Here is a 17,455-nt window from a genome sequence, read left to right as displayed (position 1 = left end):
CGGTGGCTGTTTGGTTCACTTTGTCCGAGAAGTGGAGTGATGAGATCCGTGCCGCCACATGCGCTTTTGCGTGAACGTCACGCAAGCGCCCCAGTGGGTGTCCCGAATCCCGCTGCATAACGGCCTTGCTGGCTCATTCACCGCTCTGCTGACATGGATTTACCGGCCGGAGCTCCGGCCGGTCCCGATCCCGTCAGAACCGCGGAGGAATGCAATGACCACCGTGTCCCACACCGCCCAGATCGAAATCATCGAGCTCCTCAAGGAGGTCAAGCCCGGGATCGCCGACCAGACCGTCGAGCCCGGACACTCCGTGGTCGAGGACCTGGGCCTCGACTCGCTCGACCTGCTCCAGCTCGCCCGTCGCATCAACCGGCACTTCGGCATCGAGTTCGACCTCGACCAGTGGAACGCCGGAGCCGACGAGCACCACCGCAGCATCGCCTCGATCGTGGCCGTCGTGGCCGCCGGCCGTGCCTGAGCCGGCCGCGTCCACCCGCGTCGCTCTCGTCACGGGTGGTTCACGGGGGATCGGCGCCGCCGTCTCGTACCGGCTCGCCGCCGACGGACTCACCGTCCACCTCGTCTGCCGCAGCGCCGTGGACGCCGGACGGGGCGTGGTGAAGGAGATCGAGGCCGCCGGCGGCCGCGCGGTCCTGCACCAGGCGGACATCGGCGACGAGGCCGAGGTCGAGAGCCTCGTCGAGCGGGTGACCGCACGGGAGGGCGCGCTGCACGTCCTGGTCAACAACGCGGCCGTGATCGACGACCAGCTCCTGGCGGTGACCCGCACCGACCGCTGGGAGAACGTCCTGCGGACCAACCTCACCGGGCCCTTCCTGACCAGCAGGGCGGTCCTGCCCACGATGCTCGACCAGGGCTGGGGGCGCATCATCAACATCTCCTCCAACTCGGCGCGCACCCCGGGACCCGGCCAGAGCGCCTACGCGGCCTCCAAGGGCGGCTTGGAAGCGCTCACCCGCGCCCTGGCCGTGGAGGTGGGACGCAAGGGCATCCGGGTCAACTGCGTGGCACCCGGCAAGGTCCGCACCGAGATGACGGCGGCCGTCGCCGACCAGCTCGGCGCGGACAGCGACGGCACCCGCTGGGGACTGCCCGAGGACATCAGCGGACTCATCGCCTTCCTCGCCCGTGACGAGGCGGACTACATCCAGGGCCAGACGTTCACCGTGGACGGCGGCCGCATGGTCATGCGCAGCCCGGGCCGGCGATCCCGGTGAACCAGGGACGAACGGAGGAACGCCCGTGGGGTCGGTGAAGTACTGGGAAGACCTGGCGCACGCACCGGTGCACCGGTTCGGACCCGTCGTGTTCGGCAGCGCGCTGCTCGACCAGCTCCTGGACCTGATGGGGGAGAAGCACCCGGTGCACGACAGCGACGACTTCGCCCGCGGCACCGACCGCCGGCGGCGCATCGTGCCCGGGGGCTTCATCCACTCCATCACCTCTGGCTGGGTCGTCCAGCACGGCTCACCCGCCGCCATCGTCGGACTGCGCCGGCTGAGCTGGGACTTCGTCAGACCGCTGTACCCCGACACCCCGTTCTGGTTCACAACCGCCACCGACCGGGCCGAGGAGATCGACGACCGGATCGGCCTGGTCGAGACCACACGCCGGGTGTTCGACGAGAACGACCGGACGTACGCCATCGGACGCATGAGCGTCGTCGTGCAGCGGCACGCGGCGCAGCGGACCACCACCGCCGTGGAAAGGGTTCAGTGATGGACAGTCAGTATCAGCCGCTCAAGGGGCGGGTGGCTCTCGTGACCGGTGGCTCGCGCGGCATCGGCGCGGGCATCACTCGCAAACTGGCCGCCTGGGGCGCCACCTTGGCCGTCAACTACGTGGACCGGGAGGGCCCGGCGAAGGAACTCGCCGAGGAACTCCGCGAGCAGGGTACGGAAGTGACCCTGCACCGGGCCGACCTGAGCGAGCCCGCGGAGATCGAGAATCTGATCGCCGAGATCGGCGAGATCCACCAGGACCTCCACATCCTGGTCCAGAACGCGGCCGCCACCAAGTTCGCCCGGCTCACCGAAGCCTCCCTCGGGGACTGGCAGTTCGTGCAGGACACCAACTCCCGGGCCACCTGGCTGCTCGCCAAGCACGCGCTCCCGCTGATGCGTGAGCGCGAGGGAGCCCGCTTCATCACCATCACCAACTCCACCACGACCCGCATCATCCCGCGGGCCGGTCTCTTCGCGGCCGCCAAGGCGGGACTCGAGGCGCTGACCGACTACCTCTCGTACGAACTGGCCCCCTACGGCATCGTCGCCAACTGCGTACGTCCCGGACTGGTGCAGACCGGGGTCTTCAAGGTCCGCCCCGACTTCGCGCACGGGGTCACCAAGGAACTGTCCGTCTCCCCCTGGCCCGGCGACCGCATGACGACCCCGGAGAACAGCGCCGACGTGGTCGCCCTGCTCTGCCTGGAGGAGGCCTCCTGGATCGCCGGACAGACCATCACCGTGGACGGCGGATACCGGCTGTGGGGCGGCATCAGCGGCGGTGGCCGGCGTGCCGAGTGAACCCGGACGACGGGACCGTCCCGACATCGTGGTCACCGGCATCGGTGTGATCTCCCCGGCGGGCATCGGCGTGGCCCCGCTGTGGGAGGCCATGGCGGCCGGCAAGACCTTCTTCGGCACCGGCGGTCACGACGGGCCCGCCCCCGCGCTGCCCTGGCCCTCGGCCTGCGTCGACACCACGGAGATCGGCTGGCCCGCCGGCCGCGACTGGGCCAACGCCGGCAAGTACGCCAACCAGTCCGCCCGTTGGGCGGTCGCCGTCGCGCTCCAGGCCCTGGAACAGGCCGGGATCACCGGTGACACGGAGGACGTGCGCGGCGGGACGGTCATGGCCGTGGGCAGCAGCAGCGACGAACTGAGCGACGTCATCCCGCAGCTCGCCTCCCGGCACCGCCGCGACCCCCGGCCCCTCGCCAAGTTCCTCCACGACGAGGTGCCCGACTACTCCTACATCCGCGGCATCCCGTCCCAGCTGGGCCAGTTCGTCTCCATGGCCAGCGGATTCCGCGGCTCCAACGTCGCCGCGTACGGCGAGGCGGCGGCGGGCGGCACGGGCGCGCTCGCCCTGGCCGCACGGCTGCTGGAGAGCGGCGAACTCGACCGGATGCTCGTCGTCGGCGTCGGAGCGCCGCTGACGACCACCGCGATGGCCGCCTTCGACCAGGACGAGCCGCTCGGCACCCGCGCCACGGCCGGGGCCGGACCCTTCGACGCCGAACGGTCCGGGACCCTGCTCGGACAGGGGGCCGCCGCCGTCCTCCTGGAGCGGGCCGACACCGCGCGCGGCACGGCCCGCGCCCGGCTCGCCGGCTGCGAGGTGCTGGTCGCCACCGTCCTCACCGACTCCGCGCGGCTCGTCGTCGACTCCGTGCTCGCCGCGGCGGACACCACCCCCACCGTGTGGTGGGCGCACGGCGCCGGCTCCGCCCGCCTGGACCGGGTGGAGACCGAGGCGGTCGTGCCCCGCGTCGGCGGTCTGCCCGTCACCGGCTCCAAGGGCACCATCGGCAACGCCTTCGAGTGCTCGGCGCTCATCGACACCGCCCTGGCCGTCGAGAGCCTCGGACGCGGAGAGCTGCCCCCCGTGGGTCTGCTGCGCCGCCCCGACCCCGTACTCGGCGGCCTGGATCCCGTCGTCGGGGAGAACCGCCCCCTGGGCCCGGCGCCGACGGCACTGATCACGGCGTTCAACCACGGCCGGCACTCGACGGCGGCGGGAGCCCTCGTCGTCACGGCGACGCACGAGGGCCCGGCCGACGAGGGAGGGGCACGGACATGAGCGACGACATCGTCATCACCGGCATGGGGGTGGTCACTCCCATCGGCGGGGACGTCGAGACGTTCTGGTCGGCCAACCTCGAAGGCCGCTCCGGCATCGTCCGGGAGGAACGGATGGACACCACGGGACTGCCCTGCGGGTGGACGGCCGGACTCATCCCGGAGGACGTCAAGGCCGAGGTCGCGGCAGGTTACGGAGCGCCCGACAGGTCCTGGGGCGACTCCCTGATGCTCGCCACGGTGGACCAGGCGCTCGCCGACGCCCGCCTCGGCGAACTGCCCCCGCGGGAGGGGCCCGCCGCGCTGGTCTACGCCCGCGTGTGGCCCGGCCCGACCGGCTCCTTCCCGCAGGACTACGTCACCCACATGGAAGACCTCGCCGAACGCTACGACCGCATCGGCAACGAACCCGCGGCCGTCCTCGAACACCTGCGGGGCAGGCATCTCCCGCCCGAGACACGGGACTTGTCGGCCTACCCGACCGAGATCGCCGGCCGCCTCGGCACGTCCGTCATCCCCGTACGTCTGGAGGCCACCTGCTCCGGAGGCCTGCGCGCCATCGCCGAGGCCGCCCGGCTGCTGCGCTCGGGCCGCGCCGGGTACGCGGTCGTGTCGGCGGCCGTCTCCCGCAACACGCCGTACGTGCTCTCCCAGTACGGCCAGCTCATGGCGCTCTCGCGCTGGAAGGGCGACCCCGCCCTCGCCTCCATGCCCTTCGACAGGCGCCGCACCGGCATGGTCATCAACGAGTCGGCGGGCGCGCTCGTCCTGGAGACCCAGGAGCACGCGGCCCGGCGCGGGATGACCGAGCCGTACGCCGTGATCGGCGGCTGGGGGCTCGCGGTGGACACCCGCCACATGACCGCCCCCAGTGCGGACATGATCGAACGGGTCATGCGCACCGCCCTGGAACAGGCCGGCGCCGACCCGGACGACGTCGACACCGTCAACGCCCACGGCACCTCCACCCGCCTCAACGACGTCACCGAGGCCCGCGCCCTGCACCGGCTGTTCGGCGAACGGACGGCGGAACTCGACGTCAGTGCCGTGAAGTCGCTGACCGGGCACGGCTCCGCCGCCTCCGGAGTCGTGGAGACGGCCGCGGCGGCCCTCACGATGTGCCGGGGGATCATCCCGCCCGTCACGACCACCACCGAACCCGACCCCGCCTGCGACGTGCGCACCTCCCTCACCCCCGTCCGCCGACCGGTCAGGAGCGTGCTGAAGAACTCCTTCGGGTTCGGCGGCCAGTACGCCTCCATGCTCTTCCGCCGCCCGGCCACACCACGGCCGGTACCCCAGTCGGCATGAGCACGATGGAACGCCTGCACTACGAGACGACCCCTCCGTTACGGCCGCACCGCGCCACCGTCGTATGGCTGCACGGCATCGGCCAGGCGCCGGGCGACCTGATGGCCGTGACCCAGCGGTTCCGGCTCGCCGAGGCGGGAGTGCGCGGGGTGTTCCCGCGGGCCCCCGTCTCGGCCCCCAGCCTGCTGAGCGGTCTGGCGGTGCCGTGCTGGTTCCCGCAGAACCTCCTCGCGATCGACCGGATCGACGTCGAGGGACTGCTGGCGGTGCACCGGCCGCTCGCGGCGCTGCTGGACGCGGAGGCCGACCGGATCGGCCCCGGACGGATCGTGCTCGCGGGCTTCTCCCAGGGAGCCACGGTCGCCCTGACCATGGCCCTCACCTACACCCGGCGGCTGGCGGGCGTGGCACTCTACGCGCCCTTCATGCCTCCCGACCTGTCCGCGCTGCTCCCCACCGGCCGGCCGTCGCCCGCCAACAGCGATCTGCCGGTGTGGATCGGTCACGGGGCACGTGACTGGGTGGTCCCCGAACGCAGTGGCGCGGGCCTGAGGGACCTGCTCACCGGCTGGGGGCATCCGGTGACCTGGCAGCGCTATCCCGGTGGACACGAGCCGTTCGCGGGAGTACGGGCGTCCCTGCCCGCCTTCCTCGGGGGCGTCCTGGACGTCACCGTGCCCCAGGTCCCCGGAACGGGACCGGCGGCACACGCCCGTTGAACCGGGGTGCCGCCAACGCGCCCCGAACCGTCCGGACTTCCGGAGCCGAGCCCCTCTCGGTTCCGGAAGTCCGGCACATCCGCACCGGGAAGGGACCCCCAGACGTGTCCGCACCGACATCGCAGGAGCCGTCCCCGAGGACGGCTCGCCGGCCGCAGGCACCGCCGTTCGGCGTGGGCCTGCTCTTCCCCGGCCAGGGCGCCCAGCGCCCCGGCATGGGCGAGCCCTGGCGCGACACCCCGCACTGGGAGGTCGTCACCCGCCTCTCCGAGATCACCGGACGGGACCTCGGCCGGCTGCTGCTGGACGCCGGAGCCGAGGAGCTGACCCGTACCGACGCCGCCCAACTGGCCACCTTCACGCTGGAGATGGTCCTGCTCGACGCGTTGCGCTCGGCGGCGGGTGACCTGCGGCCCGTGGTGTGTGCCGGGCACAGCCTCGGCGAGTACGCGGCCCTGACCGCGTCCGGAGTGCTCCACGCGGAGGACGCCGTCCGGCTGGTCGCCGAGCGCGGCGCGGCCATGGAAGCCGCCACCCGGCTCACGCCCGGCACCATGGCGGTCCTCATCGGCGCCGACATCGTGTCCCGGGCACGGCGGCTCGCCGCCCGGATGCGGGCCACGCGGCGGGCACGGGTGTGGGTCGCCAACATCAACGGCGCCGAACAGGTCGTGATCTCCGGCACCGTCGAGGACGTCACGGCGCTGGCCGAGGAGGCCGCCCGCGGCGGCGCACGCGTCTTCCGCATCCCGGTCGGCGGCGCGTTCCACACCCCGCTGATGGCTCCGGCCGCCCCGCGTCTGGCCGAGGCCGTCGGCCGTACGCCGTTCCACCCGGCGAACTGCTCGGTGATCGCGAACGTCGACGCCCGCGCGCACCTCCACCACCACGAACGCTGGCGGACCATGATGGTCCGCCAGCTCGTCATGCCCGTGCGCTGGGCCGGCTCCATGAGCACCCTCGCCGCCACGGCCCCCGGCCGCCTCCGTCTCGTCGAGGTCGGCCCCGGCTCCACCCTGGCCAACCTCGCCCGCAGGGCCCTGCCCGAGGAGATCCCGGTCCGCTCGGCCGCCACTCCGGCGGCCGTCGAGGCCCTCGCCGCCGAATGGTGGAACTGAGGGAGCCCCGGGCCCGTTGTCGCGGCATGCGTGAGAACACCGGTCACTGCGGACAACTCCCGTGGGCGCGCGTTGAGTTCGAACCGGCGCGTGGCGGCGCCGAGGGCCGCGAGACCTGTCCGTGAGGGGGACGGTCATGGCAGACTGCTCCGCGTCCAGGGGGTCGATGAGGCGTGACACATGAACGCAGAGCGGTCCGTTCCGTCCGGCCGCCGGCCGGTGGCGACCTCGTGACCGCGTCGGTCGCGGCGGACGGCGGCCCGAACCACCTCCTCCCGCAGACGAGTGGTGCTCCCGTCACGCCGTCGACCCTGAACCCGCCGACCTCCCTCCCCCTTCCGCCGCGGGACCTCCTGGACCCCGTCGGTACGACCGGCCCCGAAGGCGCCCGCACGACGAGGCCCGGCGGCGAAGCCGGGCCGAGTCGCCTTCCGTCACGACGACGTCCGTTCGTGCGCCGGGTCGTCGTCCGGACGACCGCGCGAGCCACGCCCACACGACGTACCCAGGCCATCCCTGGCGGACGTCCGCAAGGAGACAACACGATGAACCACGCCGTGAACGCCGCCGAGGAACTGGGAACCCAGGGGTGGAGCAGACCCTGGAACGCCGGCGGTGACGGCGGTTGCGTCGAGATCAAGCAACTCGGCGGCGGCGTCGTCGCGGTGAGACGGTCGGCGGACCCGGACGGCCCCGCCCTCATCTGCGCCTCGTCGGTCATCGCCGAGTTCGTCGGCGGTGCCAAGGAGGGCCGGGCGGACTTCCTCATCGCCTGACCCCCGCCATCCCGGCGGCAACGACCCACCACGACCGAACCGACCCTACGACCACGCCCGCAGCGGCGGAGGACCGACGTGACAGACGCAGGAACAGGCGCGGACGCGCTCGACACCGGCAAGCCCCAGTCGGCGCGCATGTACGACTACTTCCTGGACGGCAAGGACAACTATCCCGTCGACTGGGAGGCCGCCGAGCAGGTCATCTCCTTCTTCCCCGCGGTCAAGGAAATGGCCCGGACCAACCGGGACTTCATGCACCGCGCCGCCCGCCTGCTGGCACGGCGGGGCATCCGCCAGTTCCTGGACATCGGCACCGGGATCCCGACCGCGCCGAACCTCCACCAGATCGTCCAGGCCGTCACCCCCGCCGCGCACGTGGTGTACGCCGACAACGACCCGATCGTCCTCCGTCACGCCGAGGCGCTGCTGCACAGCGACCCGCAGGGACGTACCGCCTACATCCAGGCGGACGTGCAGGAGCCCGGGAAGATCCTGGCCGCGGCGCGGCAGACCCTCGACTTCGATCAGCCGGTCGCCCTGTCCATGGTGGCCCTCCTGCACCTGGTGGGCGACGAGGACGACCCGTACGCCATCGTGGCCGAACTCGTCGACGCGCTCGCTCCCGGAAGCTACCTGGCGCTCTCGCACGCGACGGGAGACTTCGACCCCGAGGCCTGGGAACGGGTCGTCGAGGTCTACCGCAAGGGCGGAACGACGGCGCAGGTCCGCTCGCGCGGTGAATTCACCAGGTTCTTCGCGGGACTTGACCTCCTCGACCCCGGGATCGAGCTGGCCGCGCGGTGGGACCCCGAGGGAGAGCGCCCGCAGACCGAGGGTGAAACGATCCCCTTGTACGTGGGCGTCGCCCGGAAGCCGTAGGCGTCGTACGGGGCTGACGGGCCGGCCCGGTGCTCCGGTGCACGGCGGACCCGGAGGCCCCGGACCCGCCCCTCGGCGATCCGTTCCGCCGACGCCCGACGGCCTCTCCCGAAAGGCTCCGGAATCGGGCATGATGGGCCATCCGTACCGGTCAAGCGACCCTACGCCGTTGTCGGACTGAACCGTTCACCGTTCCCGTACGTCGAGCGAATGTCGCCCCGCCCCATCCGTCGCGCGCCGCCCGGTCATGTCCGGCCGGAGGTGCGCGCCGACGGCGCGGCGACAGCAGGAATGTCGTCAAACTGGGGGAGGAAGTCCCGTGGCGCCGGTGCTTGTCGGACGTGATGGACTACTGGCCGGAGAACGGATACCGGTGATCGGGACCCGGGTCACGTTCGGACGCAATCCCGAGAACACCGTCGTGCTCTCCAGTCCGAGCGTCTCGCGGTTCCACGCGGAGATCGTCCTGGACGACACCCAGGGGTATGTGCTGCGCGACTGCGGCAGCAGCAACGGCACCCTGGTGAACGGCGAGGAGATCGAGTCGCAGCTCCTCAAGGCCGGCGACGACATCACCATCGGCGACCAGGAGTTCCGCTTCGAGGTCGCGGACGCCATGGAGACCATCATGGCGCTCTCCCTGCCGAGGTCGCTGACCGCCGGCGAGGAGGAGACCGACCGCGGGCCGGTGCTGCGCGTCACCATCGCGGGCGGAGGCCCCGTCGGACTGGCGCTCGCCCTGCTGCTCGAGCACTTCCTCGGCGCCCAGGTCGGCATCACCGTCTACGACGGCCGGTGGCGGAAACAGGGCCGGAAGATCGTCTGGAAGGACGCGAGCCAGGGCAACGTGCGGCGCCAGCAGGTCGTGACGATCCAGAGCCGCCAGTACCTCAGCCTGCCCGAGGAGGTGCAGGCCCGGCTCTTCGACCCGGAGAGCTACACCGAGATGTGGCCCTCGGGCCCCGACTCCATCGGCGACCACCACCCGCGCAACATGAGGATCGCCTACATCGAGGACCGGCTCCTGGAGGTGGCGAACGAGAAACGGAGCCGTATCCAGCTCGTGCCGGCCCGGTTCGACGTGGAGAAGCAGCAGGAGGCCCTGGCCACCCAGCACGTCCTGGCGATCTGCGACGGCGGACGGTCGCACACCCGCGAGCACTTCGCCGCCAAGTTCGGCAAGGCGGACGAGTCGATCTACTCGCTCAACGGCCGCCATCTCCAGGACGTGGTCCTCGGGCTGCGGGTGAAGTCGGGGCTGGCCGACCCCATGGCCGTCCTGCTGACCGTCGGACAGAACCGCTTCCTGCTCAACTCCCTGCGCGGCGAGGGCTTCCTCAACATGCGTCTGACGGACGCGGAGACCGCGGAGGTCGTCGGCATCGATCCGGTCCGCCGGGTGTTCGAGGAGTGCATCGCCTCCCGCCCTTGTCTGATGGGGCGCGACGAGCACGGCGATTTCCGGTGCACCACGCACAGCACCCTGTTCCTCCCGGCCCTCATCAGGGGGTCCGCGCTGTGGAAGCGGGTGGGCGAGGGGCTGCGTCTGTTCGGCGTCGGGCCCGGGGAACTGAGCGCGGTCACCTCGTTCCGCCTCGACATGGTGCAACGCCCGCGCTTCACCGCCGAGTTGCTGCCGCCGACGGCCAGCACTCCGGGCACGTACGGATTCCTGCTGGGCGACGCCGCTAACGCCATCCACTTCTGGCCGGGCCGGGGACTCAACAGCGGTCTGGCGTCGGCCATCTCGCTCGCACGCTCCCTCAACGGAGCGTGGAACGGCAAGCCGTTCCGGGACGCGGACTTCCTGCGCCACGAGGCCGCGATGTCGATGCTCCAGTACCGCCACAAGAGCCGTGCGTGGAAGGCGATGGTGACCACCGACGACAAGGGTGACACCTGGGCCATCAAGGACATCATCGCCCACGGCATCGACGGGATCCCCGAGGAGCCGGACCGCGACGCCGACACCGCGACGCTGCTGGAACGGCTGCGCGGCATCCGTTCCCGGCTCGCGAAGCGCATGGACGGTCTTCCGCACGACGACGCGATCCTCGAACGGCTGGGGACCCTGGAGAGCAGCACGCTGCGCATGCTGGTGCTCAGCGGCGCCTGGGACACCCTGACCATGGGCGGCGAGGAGGTCGACATCGACATCTTCTACGGCCGGGACTCCGCCGCCGCGGCGGCGGCCGTCGAGGCACTCGAACCGGCGGCCCAGCTCTGAGGAGTACGCCCGGCCGCCCCGCCCGGGCGGGGGAGATGCCCGCGGCGGCCGGGCCCGTACGGGCGGTCCGCCAGCCGTACGCGGGCCGGCCGACCGCGCGGGTAAAGTGGGCCTTCGTTCTGTTGTCACCCCTGGCCGATGAAGGCAAGACCCATGCGGGAGCGAGCGAGCGTGCCCAGCGAGCGAGAGCCGGGCGTCCCGGTCGTCGGCCGATCCGCCCAGGCCGCGGCGACGAGACAGCAGATCGTCGAGACGGCCCAGCGGCTCTTCGCAGCCCGCGGCTACCAGGCCACCTCGTTGCAGGCCATCTCCGACGAGATGGGCCTCACCAAGGCGGCGGTCTACTACCACTTCCGGACCAAGGCCCAGATCCTCCAGGCATCCCTCGACCCGGCCGTCGAGCAGATGACGGTGCTCCTGGACGAGCTGGCGGCCATGCCGTCACGCCAGGAGAGGCTGGACGCGTACGCGGTCGGCTGGGTCGACTTCCTGGTGCGCAACCGCGAGCTCGGGACCATGCTCCTGCACGATCCCGAGATCCGGGCCGCCAGCGTGTACGCCGAGAACGACCGGCGCCGGCGCCGCATCCTGCGGGTGCTGTTCGGCGGCTCGCCCACTCCGGCGGAACGCATGGCCTACGTGATGTGCGTGTGGATGCTGGAGGGCCTCGGCGAACTGTCCGACCTCTGCGACGACGACCTGAGGGCCACGCTGCTCCTGACCGTCCGCGGTCTGCTCGCGGTGCCCGGGACCACGGAGTCCGGCGAGGCGTGAGCCCGCGGGGGTGGGCGGGTGTGCCCGAGGGCGTGGGGCGACCGGACGTCCGCCGTTCACTAGCCATCGGCTAGTGAGTGGCTGTTCACTGGTAAAGTAAGTCCGTCCCCGAGCTCTGCGTGCAGAAATCACCCCCGAGCTGTCCCCTGGAGCCCTGACCACGATGACGACGACCGCCACGAATCCCGCCGGGACGCCCGAGTCCGCGGAGCCGCACCCGGTCTGGAGCGTGCTCACCGAGCGTGCGCGCACCGGCAGCCGCCCCGGCGCCCGCGCCGACGGGCACCGCGTCGCCCTGGCCATCGAGGGCGGCGGAATGCGTGGCATCATCGCTGGCGGAATGGCGCTCGCCCTCCACGAACTCGGACTGACCGACAGCTTCGACGCCGTCTACGGGGCCTCGGCCGGTGCCGCCTCCGCCGCGTGGCTGCTGAGCACCAGCCCGCAGTCGCTGCGCTTCTGGGCGGTTCCCAAGTACGCCAAGACGCTGATCCGGCGCTCCAACCCCCTGCGCGGCAAGCCGCTCGTGGACCTGCACGCCTTCTACGAGGTCCTCTACCGCTACGGCGACCAGGACTGCGCGCCGATGGACTTCGCCTCGATCCTCGCCAATGACATCGAGTACCACCCGCTGGCCACCGATGCCGAGACCGGGGAATCGACCGACCTGCGGCCCTTCATCACCGACGCGGCGGAGCTGCGGGCCGCGCTGCGGGCCAGCGCCTCCCTGCCGCTCCTGGCGGGCGAGCCCGTGACGCTGGGCGGACGCCGCTTCTACGACGCGGGCGTCTCCGAATCCGTGCCCTACCGGACCGCGCTGGCTCAGGGGGCGACCCATGTCATGGTGCTGCGGTCGCGCAGGGCGATCGACGTCGCCCGGCCGTCCCGCTCCGCGACGCTCATCGCGAGGACGGTGCTGAGGAAGGAACCCGAGGCGCTGCGCCAGGTGTTCCTGGGCCGTGAGACACGCCTGGCCGAGGACGACGCCCGCCTGGCCGACCACGCGTCCGTCGTCTCGATCCGCCCCGCGCAGGACTCACCCGCCGTCGGCCGCCTCGCCCGTGAGGGGGACCTCCTGGAGTCCGCGCTGGAAGCCGGGCGCACCGCGGTGCACGACACCCACACTCGCCTGTTCGGCGTCGAGGGGCGCCCGGAGGCCACCGGCTGAGACGCCGGTCAGTCGTCGACCGCATGGGTGAAGGGGCGTGCCCACGCCCTGAACCGGTCGTCGAGGTCCGCGCGGGCGTGCCGGAGCGCCTCCGGGTCCTTCGCCGGTCCGAGCCCGAACGTCGTCTCCAGCCAGGCGACGAACTCGGCGTGGCCCGCGCTGTGTTCCTCGACCTCGCCGGGTTCGGGGAACCCCTCCGAGACGGGCTCACGGTCGAGGGCCAGAAGCTGGAACAGCTCCCCGAGGTCGCGCGCGATCACGTACAGGTCGCCCTCGTCGCCCACGAACACGACCGGCAGGGTGGCGAGTTCGGCGCGGTCGTCGCACCGCCAGAAGGCGTAGTCGGAGCCGCTGCCGTTGGCCTTCGCGAAGGGGATGAACCGGCCGACGAAGGCGGGGTCCTCCGACCAGGTGTGGAGGCCCGCGTCCCCGTCGTACGCGGACAGCTCGAACCCCTCCGAGTAGAAGACGGGACCCAGCCGGTCCTCGAACTCCCGGAGCAGGTTCAGCTCGGGGACGGGCGAGTACGCCTCGCTCATGTGACCTCCTGCAAGAAACGGCCCGGCATGGCCGAGTGTGATCGTCTGATATTATTGATCTTGAGCTGGTCGGGGGAGATTCCCCGGTCCGCGATGCGTCGGTGGTCCAAGGAAAGACGCCCCGCTTCCTGCGGGGAAATGCAGGTGCAAGGCCTGCCCGGCGCTCCACGAAGACCCTGCCCCGTGCTGTACGGGGCAGGGTTTTTTCTTGCCGATCCGATGCGGTGCGCGCTCCGGTGAACGTTCCGGCCCCCTCCGGCCGTAGTGCGGCGTGCGGAGCGGGCCCCTGGAGGGTGACTCCTTCGTAATACTGGGAAACATGGCCATCTATGACACGCTCGGCGCCACGTACGGCCGGACCCGGCAGCCGGATCCGCGGATAGCCGCGCAGGTGCACGCCGCCCTCGGGGACGCCGCGACCGTGATCAACGTAGGGGCGGGCACCGGTTCCTACGAGCCGCGGCAGACGGTACTCGCCGTCGAGCCCAGCCAGATCATGATCGACCAGCGCCCGCCGGGATCCGCGCCCGCCGTGTGCGCGGTCGCCGAACGCCTTCCGCTGCGCGACAACGCCGCCGACGCCGTCATGGCACTGCTGACCGTCCACCACTGGACCGACCTCGTGGCCGGCATCGCCGAACTCCGCCGGGTCGCGCGCCGCCGCATCGTCGTCCTCACCTGGGACCAGGAGATCTTCCGCGAGAGGTTCTGGCTCGTACGCGAATACCTGCCGCAGGCCGCGGCGTTCGACGACAGCCGGGCCGTTCCGATGGACCGGCTCACCACGTTGCTCGGCGGGGCGCACCAGGAGCCCGTCCACGTCCCGCACGACTGCACGGACGGCTTCGGCGCGGCGTACTGGCGCAGACCCCACGCCTACCTCGACCCCCAAGTGCGCGCCGGAATCTCCATGTTCGCCCAGACGGGAGAGGACACCCTCGCTCCTGGTCTGGCGGCGCTGACCGACGACCTCGCGACGGGCCACTGGCACCGCCGTCAGTCCGATCTGCTCGCACTCGACACCATCGACGTCGGCTACCGGCTCCTGGTGGCCGACGTCTGACCTCCGCGCGCTCCCTGTCGATCAACACCCCTTATTCTTCAGCGGGTTGAAGCATGCGGGACGCAGGAAGCAGACGGGGGAACGCACATGACATATCGGCGCGCGGTGATACCGGCACTGGTCGGGAGTCTGATCGTCACGCTGTTGCTGTGGTGGGCCGGGAAGAGCAGCTCCGCACTCGAACTGCGCGGCGCCACCCATGTGTTCGACGCCCAGTCGGTGAGCGAGCTGCGGGTGTGGCTGCGGCCGTGGGCGTACGACGTTCCGGCGGCCCTGGCGACGGGCGGCTCCACGGACGCCGTCACGGACGGCGGCTCGGGCCTCGGCGGAGGCTCGCGGTACGCCGACCTCTACACCACCGCTATGCAGATCAGATTCGTGGCGGTCTTCGCGTTCTTCCTGGCCGGCGCGCTGCTCCTGCTCCGCAGGCTCCCCCCGACCGAGGGCCGTACCCCGGCCGCCGTGCTCGGACTGTGGGCCTGGACCCCGATGGCCGCAATGCTGGCCGTGACCGTCTCCGCGCCCTGGGAGATCGCGTCCTACGGGCAGGGCAGCTTCCGGTTCCTGCCACGCCTGGCCTCCGTGATCACGTCGAGCGGGCCCGTCACGGTCCCGGTGGGCCTGGCGGCCGCTCTGGTCACCGTGCTCGTGGCCCGGATCGCCGCCAAGGGGGAGGAACCGGCACCCCGCGCGATCGTGGAACCCCGAGCCGCCCGGCTGGCCGCGAGCACGGGAACCGCAGTGACCGCGCTCTCCCTCGTCGTCCTGTCGTACCAGTCGGTGGCCGGCTGGATCCAGACCTCCTTCGACGGTGGAGGGCTGCTGTCCGAGCCCGGCGACCTGCTGCGGGCGTGGCTGCTGATCGGCAGCTGGGCGAGCCCGGCGGCCTCACCGATCGGCGACTGGCTGCTCTACCGGGCCGCCGACGCGCTCGTGCTGGTCGTGGTCTGGTGGGCGCTGCGGCTGCTGCCCGGCCTGCTCACCCGGACCACGATTCCGGCGATGGCGGTCTGCGGGGTCTGCGCGACCGTCCTCGGCCTCACGGCCGGCCGGCTGGTGCACATCGCCTTCGACGACGCGTTCGTCATCCGGGGACCGGTGTCCCTGGTCACCCAGCTCGACGCGGGCGTCCCGGCCGCCCTCACCTTCGGCGTCGCCGCGGGCCTGACGGCACTGGTGACCCTGCGGCTGGCGGGAGCCCGGGACACGGGCGAGGCACCGACGGCCGACTCCGGCGAGCCCGGCCCCGTCCTGGCCCACTGACGGCCCGGGCAGGTCGGGGACCCGGAAGGCGCGACCGAGCCCATGGACTCGTACCGGTGTCGTCCGGCCGTTTGACCGCCGGCCGGACGCGGTCCGTGTGAAGATCCTCGACGGTGGCGCCACGAGACCTCGGTGCCACGAGACCTGGGGAGAAGAGCATCGGATGAGCGCGCGTTTCGAGGAGATCGACTGGCGTCCCACGCCCATGGGCGAGATCAGCCTGCGCCGCCGGCGCGACCCGCTGTCCGGCGACGACGTGTACGAGGTGAAGCTCGGCGACGAGTACCTGATGTCCAGTCTCTTCACCAAGGGGGAGGTCGAGCTGACCCGGCTCGGCCTGGCGGAGCTGCCCGACACCCCGCTCGACGTGGTGGTGGGCGGACTCGGCCTCGGGTACACCGCCAGGACCGCGCTCGACGACCCACGGGTCCGCTCGCTCATCGTCGTCGACACCCTGGCCGAAGTGATCGACTGGCACCGGCGGGGGCTCGTACCCCTGGGCGAGGGCCTCTCCTCCGATCCCCGGTGCCGTCTGGTGCGCGGTGACTTCTTCGCGATGACCACCGGGGACGGGCCGCGCGGGCTCGACCCCGACAACCCCGGTCGCCGGTTCCACGCGATCCTCCTGGACGTCGACCACTCACCGCGCCACGTGCTGCACCCCGCCCACGCCACGCTCTACACGAAGGCCGGTCTGACGGCACTGGCCGAACTCCTCCGTCCCGGCGGCGTGTTCGCCCTGTGGTCGAACGACCCGCCGGACGACGCGTTCGGCACGGTGCTCGCGGAGGTCTTCACGGACACCGCGGCGCACGTCGTCGACTTCGACAATCCGCTCCAGGGCGGGACCTCCGCCAACACGGTCTACATCGCGCGAAGGCGCGACGGCTGAGACAACGGGACGATGCCGGACGAGGCGACCACGGGAAGCGGTGCCCGGTCCGGCAGTTCGCGCGGGACCCGCTCCAGGACGCCGCCCGCGAAGACGTCGTACAGCGGCAGGGTCTCCAGGTGCACGTAACCGATGTGGCAGTCGCACAGGGTCAGCGGGCAGGGCCGCGGGGCGAGCGCGGCGCGGTAGGAACCGTCGTACAGCCGGCCCAGCTCCGTCCGCACGAAGTGGCAGCGGCTCACCCGTCCGTCGCCGTCCACCGAGACGACCGACTCGCCCGTACGGCACGGCAGCCCCGCCGACCGGTGCGGATGGCGGCTGAACGGGAAGAGCGGGTCGAGCGCCGTCCACTCGGCGGCCTGTTCGTCGGTGTAGGTGTGTCCCTCGGCGGCGTTCACCCACAGGTACACATGCTCCGGGAGCTCCGCCCGCAGCCGCCGCGCGGGTTCCCGGTGCTCGGGCAGGCCGACGACGCCGACACTGAAACGGACACCCAGTTCGCCGAGCCGCCGGGTCTTGGCGACGAACCGCTCGTGCGGTGTCTGGCCCGGGTGGTACGTGCACCACAGCGCCACCGCGTCCCGGTCCGCCGCCTCCAGCCAGTCGGTGCGGCAACTGAGATTCGTCTGGATGGCCACCCGCCTGACATGGGGCTGGTGGGAGAGCTCGACCAGGGCACGGCGGTACCAGGAGCGGACCAGCCCCTCGCCCCACGGGGTGAACAGCACCGACAGCCGGTCCTCCCGCTGCTCGGCCGCCCAGGCCGTGAACCGCTCCAGGGCCGCGCGGTCCGCGCGCAGCTGCGCGGTGGAGTCACGGCGCTTGGCGAACGGGCAGTACGGACAGTCGTAGTCGCAGGAGGCCAGCGGGCCGCGGTACAGGATCGTCAGGTCCAC

At 71.8% G+C, this 17,455-nt stretch carries 18 protein-coding genes; 16 read left to right on the top strand and 2 right to left on the bottom strand.

Annotated features, from left to right (window positions below):
• Positions 1 to 214: 214 nt before the first annotated feature.
• From ACFWI4_RS02650 to ACFWI4_RS02590, 13 genes are all read left to right on the top strand, one after another.
• Positions 215 to 481, top strand: coding sequence for a phosphopantetheine-binding protein (locus tag ACFWI4_RS02650; RefSeq protein ID WP_385394015.1), 267 nt, complete (start codon positions 215 to 217; stop codon positions 479 to 481).
• Entirely contained in the window at positions 474 to 1,241 is a 768-nt protein-coding gene (locus ACFWI4_RS02645) for an SDR family NAD(P)-dependent oxidoreductase (protein ID WP_387190086.1), read from the top strand. Before ACFWI4_RS02650 ends, ACFWI4_RS02645 begins: the two co-directional genes overlap by 8 nt.
• Before the next feature lie 25 nt (positions 1,242 to 1,266).
• A complete protein-coding gene (locus ACFWI4_RS02640; protein ID WP_387190084.1) occupies positions 1,267 to 1,743 on the top strand; it encodes a MaoC family dehydratase in 477 nt (158 codons plus the stop codon).
• Positions 1,743 to 2,549, top strand: a complete 807-nt coding sequence (locus tag ACFWI4_RS02635; protein WP_385394007.1) for an SDR family NAD(P)-dependent oxidoreductase — start codon at positions 1,743 to 1,745, stop codon at positions 2,547 to 2,549. Before ACFWI4_RS02640 ends, ACFWI4_RS02635 begins: the two co-directional genes overlap by 1 nt.
• The gene (locus ACFWI4_RS02630; protein WP_387190080.1) at positions 2,539 to 3,828 is read left to right on the top strand and encodes a beta-ketoacyl synthase N-terminal-like domain-containing protein; all 1,290 of its coding nucleotides are present in this window, start codon (positions 2,539 to 2,541) and stop codon (positions 3,826 to 3,828) included. Before ACFWI4_RS02635 ends, ACFWI4_RS02630 begins: the two co-directional genes overlap by 11 nt.
• Positions 3,825 to 5,138 carry a beta-ketoacyl-[acyl-carrier-protein] synthase family protein gene (locus ACFWI4_RS02625; protein ID WP_387190077.1) on the top strand — a complete coding sequence of 438 codons (1,314 nt, stop codon included), beginning with the start codon at positions 3,825 to 3,827 and terminating at the stop codon, positions 5,136 to 5,138. The genes ACFWI4_RS02630 and ACFWI4_RS02625 overlap by 4 nt, the downstream gene beginning before the upstream one ends.
• A complete protein-coding gene (locus tag ACFWI4_RS02620; protein ID WP_387190074.1) occupies positions 5,135 to 5,857 on the top strand; it encodes an alpha/beta hydrolase in 723 nt (240 codons plus the stop codon). The genes ACFWI4_RS02625 and ACFWI4_RS02620 overlap by 4 nt, the downstream gene beginning before the upstream one ends.
• Positions 5,858 to 5,961: 104 nt before the next feature.
• Positions 5,962 to 6,975: an ACP S-malonyltransferase gene (locus ACFWI4_RS02615; RefSeq protein ID WP_387190071.1), complete on the top strand. Its 1,014-nt coding sequence runs from the start codon at positions 5,962 to 5,964 to the stop codon at positions 6,973 to 6,975.
• Between the two features lie 545 nt (positions 6,976 to 7,520).
• Complete coding sequence (locus ACFWI4_RS02610; RefSeq protein ID WP_385393997.1) at positions 7,521 to 7,751, top strand: DUF397 domain-containing protein; 231 nt, start codon at positions 7,521 to 7,523, stop codon at positions 7,749 to 7,751.
• Between the two features lie 78 nt (positions 7,752 to 7,829).
• Entirely contained in the window at positions 7,830 to 8,633 is an 804-nt protein-coding gene (locus ACFWI4_RS02605) for an SAM-dependent methyltransferase (protein ID WP_387190068.1), read from the top strand.
• 319 nt (positions 8,634 to 8,952) lie between these two features.
• Positions 8,953 to 10,860 (top strand): FHA domain-containing protein, encoded by a 1,908-nt coding sequence (locus ACFWI4_RS02600; protein ID WP_387190064.1) that lies wholly within the window; start codon positions 8,953 to 8,955, stop codon positions 10,858 to 10,860.
• Between the two features lie 171 nt (positions 10,861 to 11,031).
• The gene (locus tag ACFWI4_RS02595) at positions 11,032 to 11,634 is read left to right on the top strand and encodes a TetR/AcrR family transcriptional regulator (protein ID WP_387190061.1); all 603 of its coding nucleotides are present in this window, start codon (positions 11,032 to 11,034) and stop codon (positions 11,632 to 11,634) included.
• A gap of 163 nt (positions 11,635 to 11,797) precedes the next feature.
• Positions 11,798 to 12,802, top strand: a complete 1,005-nt coding sequence (locus tag ACFWI4_RS02590; protein WP_387190058.1) for a patatin-like phospholipase family protein — start codon at positions 11,798 to 11,800, stop codon at positions 12,800 to 12,802.
• 8 nt (positions 12,803 to 12,810) lie between these two features.
• Here ACFWI4_RS02590 and ACFWI4_RS02585 read toward each other — a convergent pair whose 3' ends face one another.
• Positions 12,811 to 13,341 carry a hypothetical protein gene (locus tag ACFWI4_RS02585; protein WP_387190056.1) on the bottom strand — a complete coding sequence of 177 codons (531 nt, stop codon included), beginning with the start codon at positions 13,339 to 13,341 and terminating at the stop codon, positions 12,811 to 12,813.
• A 319-nt stretch (positions 13,342 to 13,660) separates the two neighbouring features.
• Here ACFWI4_RS02585 and ACFWI4_RS02580 point away from each other — a divergent pair, with 319 nt between their 5' ends.
• The 3 genes from ACFWI4_RS02580 to ACFWI4_RS02570 all read left to right on the top strand — a co-directional run bounded on the left by ACFWI4_RS02580 (position 13,661) and on the right by ACFWI4_RS02570 (position 16,559).
• Positions 13,661 to 14,404: a class I SAM-dependent methyltransferase gene (locus ACFWI4_RS02580; protein WP_387190053.1), complete on the top strand. Its 744-nt coding sequence runs from the start codon at positions 13,661 to 13,663 to the stop codon at positions 14,402 to 14,404.
• Between the two features lie 87 nt (positions 14,405 to 14,491).
• Positions 14,492 to 15,667, top strand: coding sequence for a hypothetical protein (locus ACFWI4_RS02575; RefSeq protein ID WP_387190050.1), 1,176 nt, complete (start codon positions 14,492 to 14,494; stop codon positions 15,665 to 15,667).
• 163 nt (positions 15,668 to 15,830) lie between these two features.
• Entirely contained in the window at positions 15,831 to 16,559 is a 729-nt protein-coding gene (locus ACFWI4_RS02570) for a spermidine synthase (protein WP_387190047.1), read from the top strand.
• Here ACFWI4_RS02570 and ACFWI4_RS02565 read toward each other — a convergent pair.
• Complete coding sequence (locus ACFWI4_RS02565) at positions 16,532 to 17,455, bottom strand: STM4011 family radical SAM protein (protein ID WP_387190045.1); 924 nt, start codon at positions 17,453 to 17,455, stop codon at positions 16,532 to 16,534. The genes ACFWI4_RS02570 and ACFWI4_RS02565 overlap by 28 nt on opposite strands.

The sequence above is a fragment of the Streptomyces sp. NPDC127038 genome (assembly GCF_042725875.1).
Taxonomy (GTDB): domain Bacteria; phylum Actinomycetota; class Actinomycetes; order Streptomycetales; family Streptomycetaceae; genus Streptomyces.
This window is presented reverse-complemented; position numbering and strand designations above follow the sequence as displayed.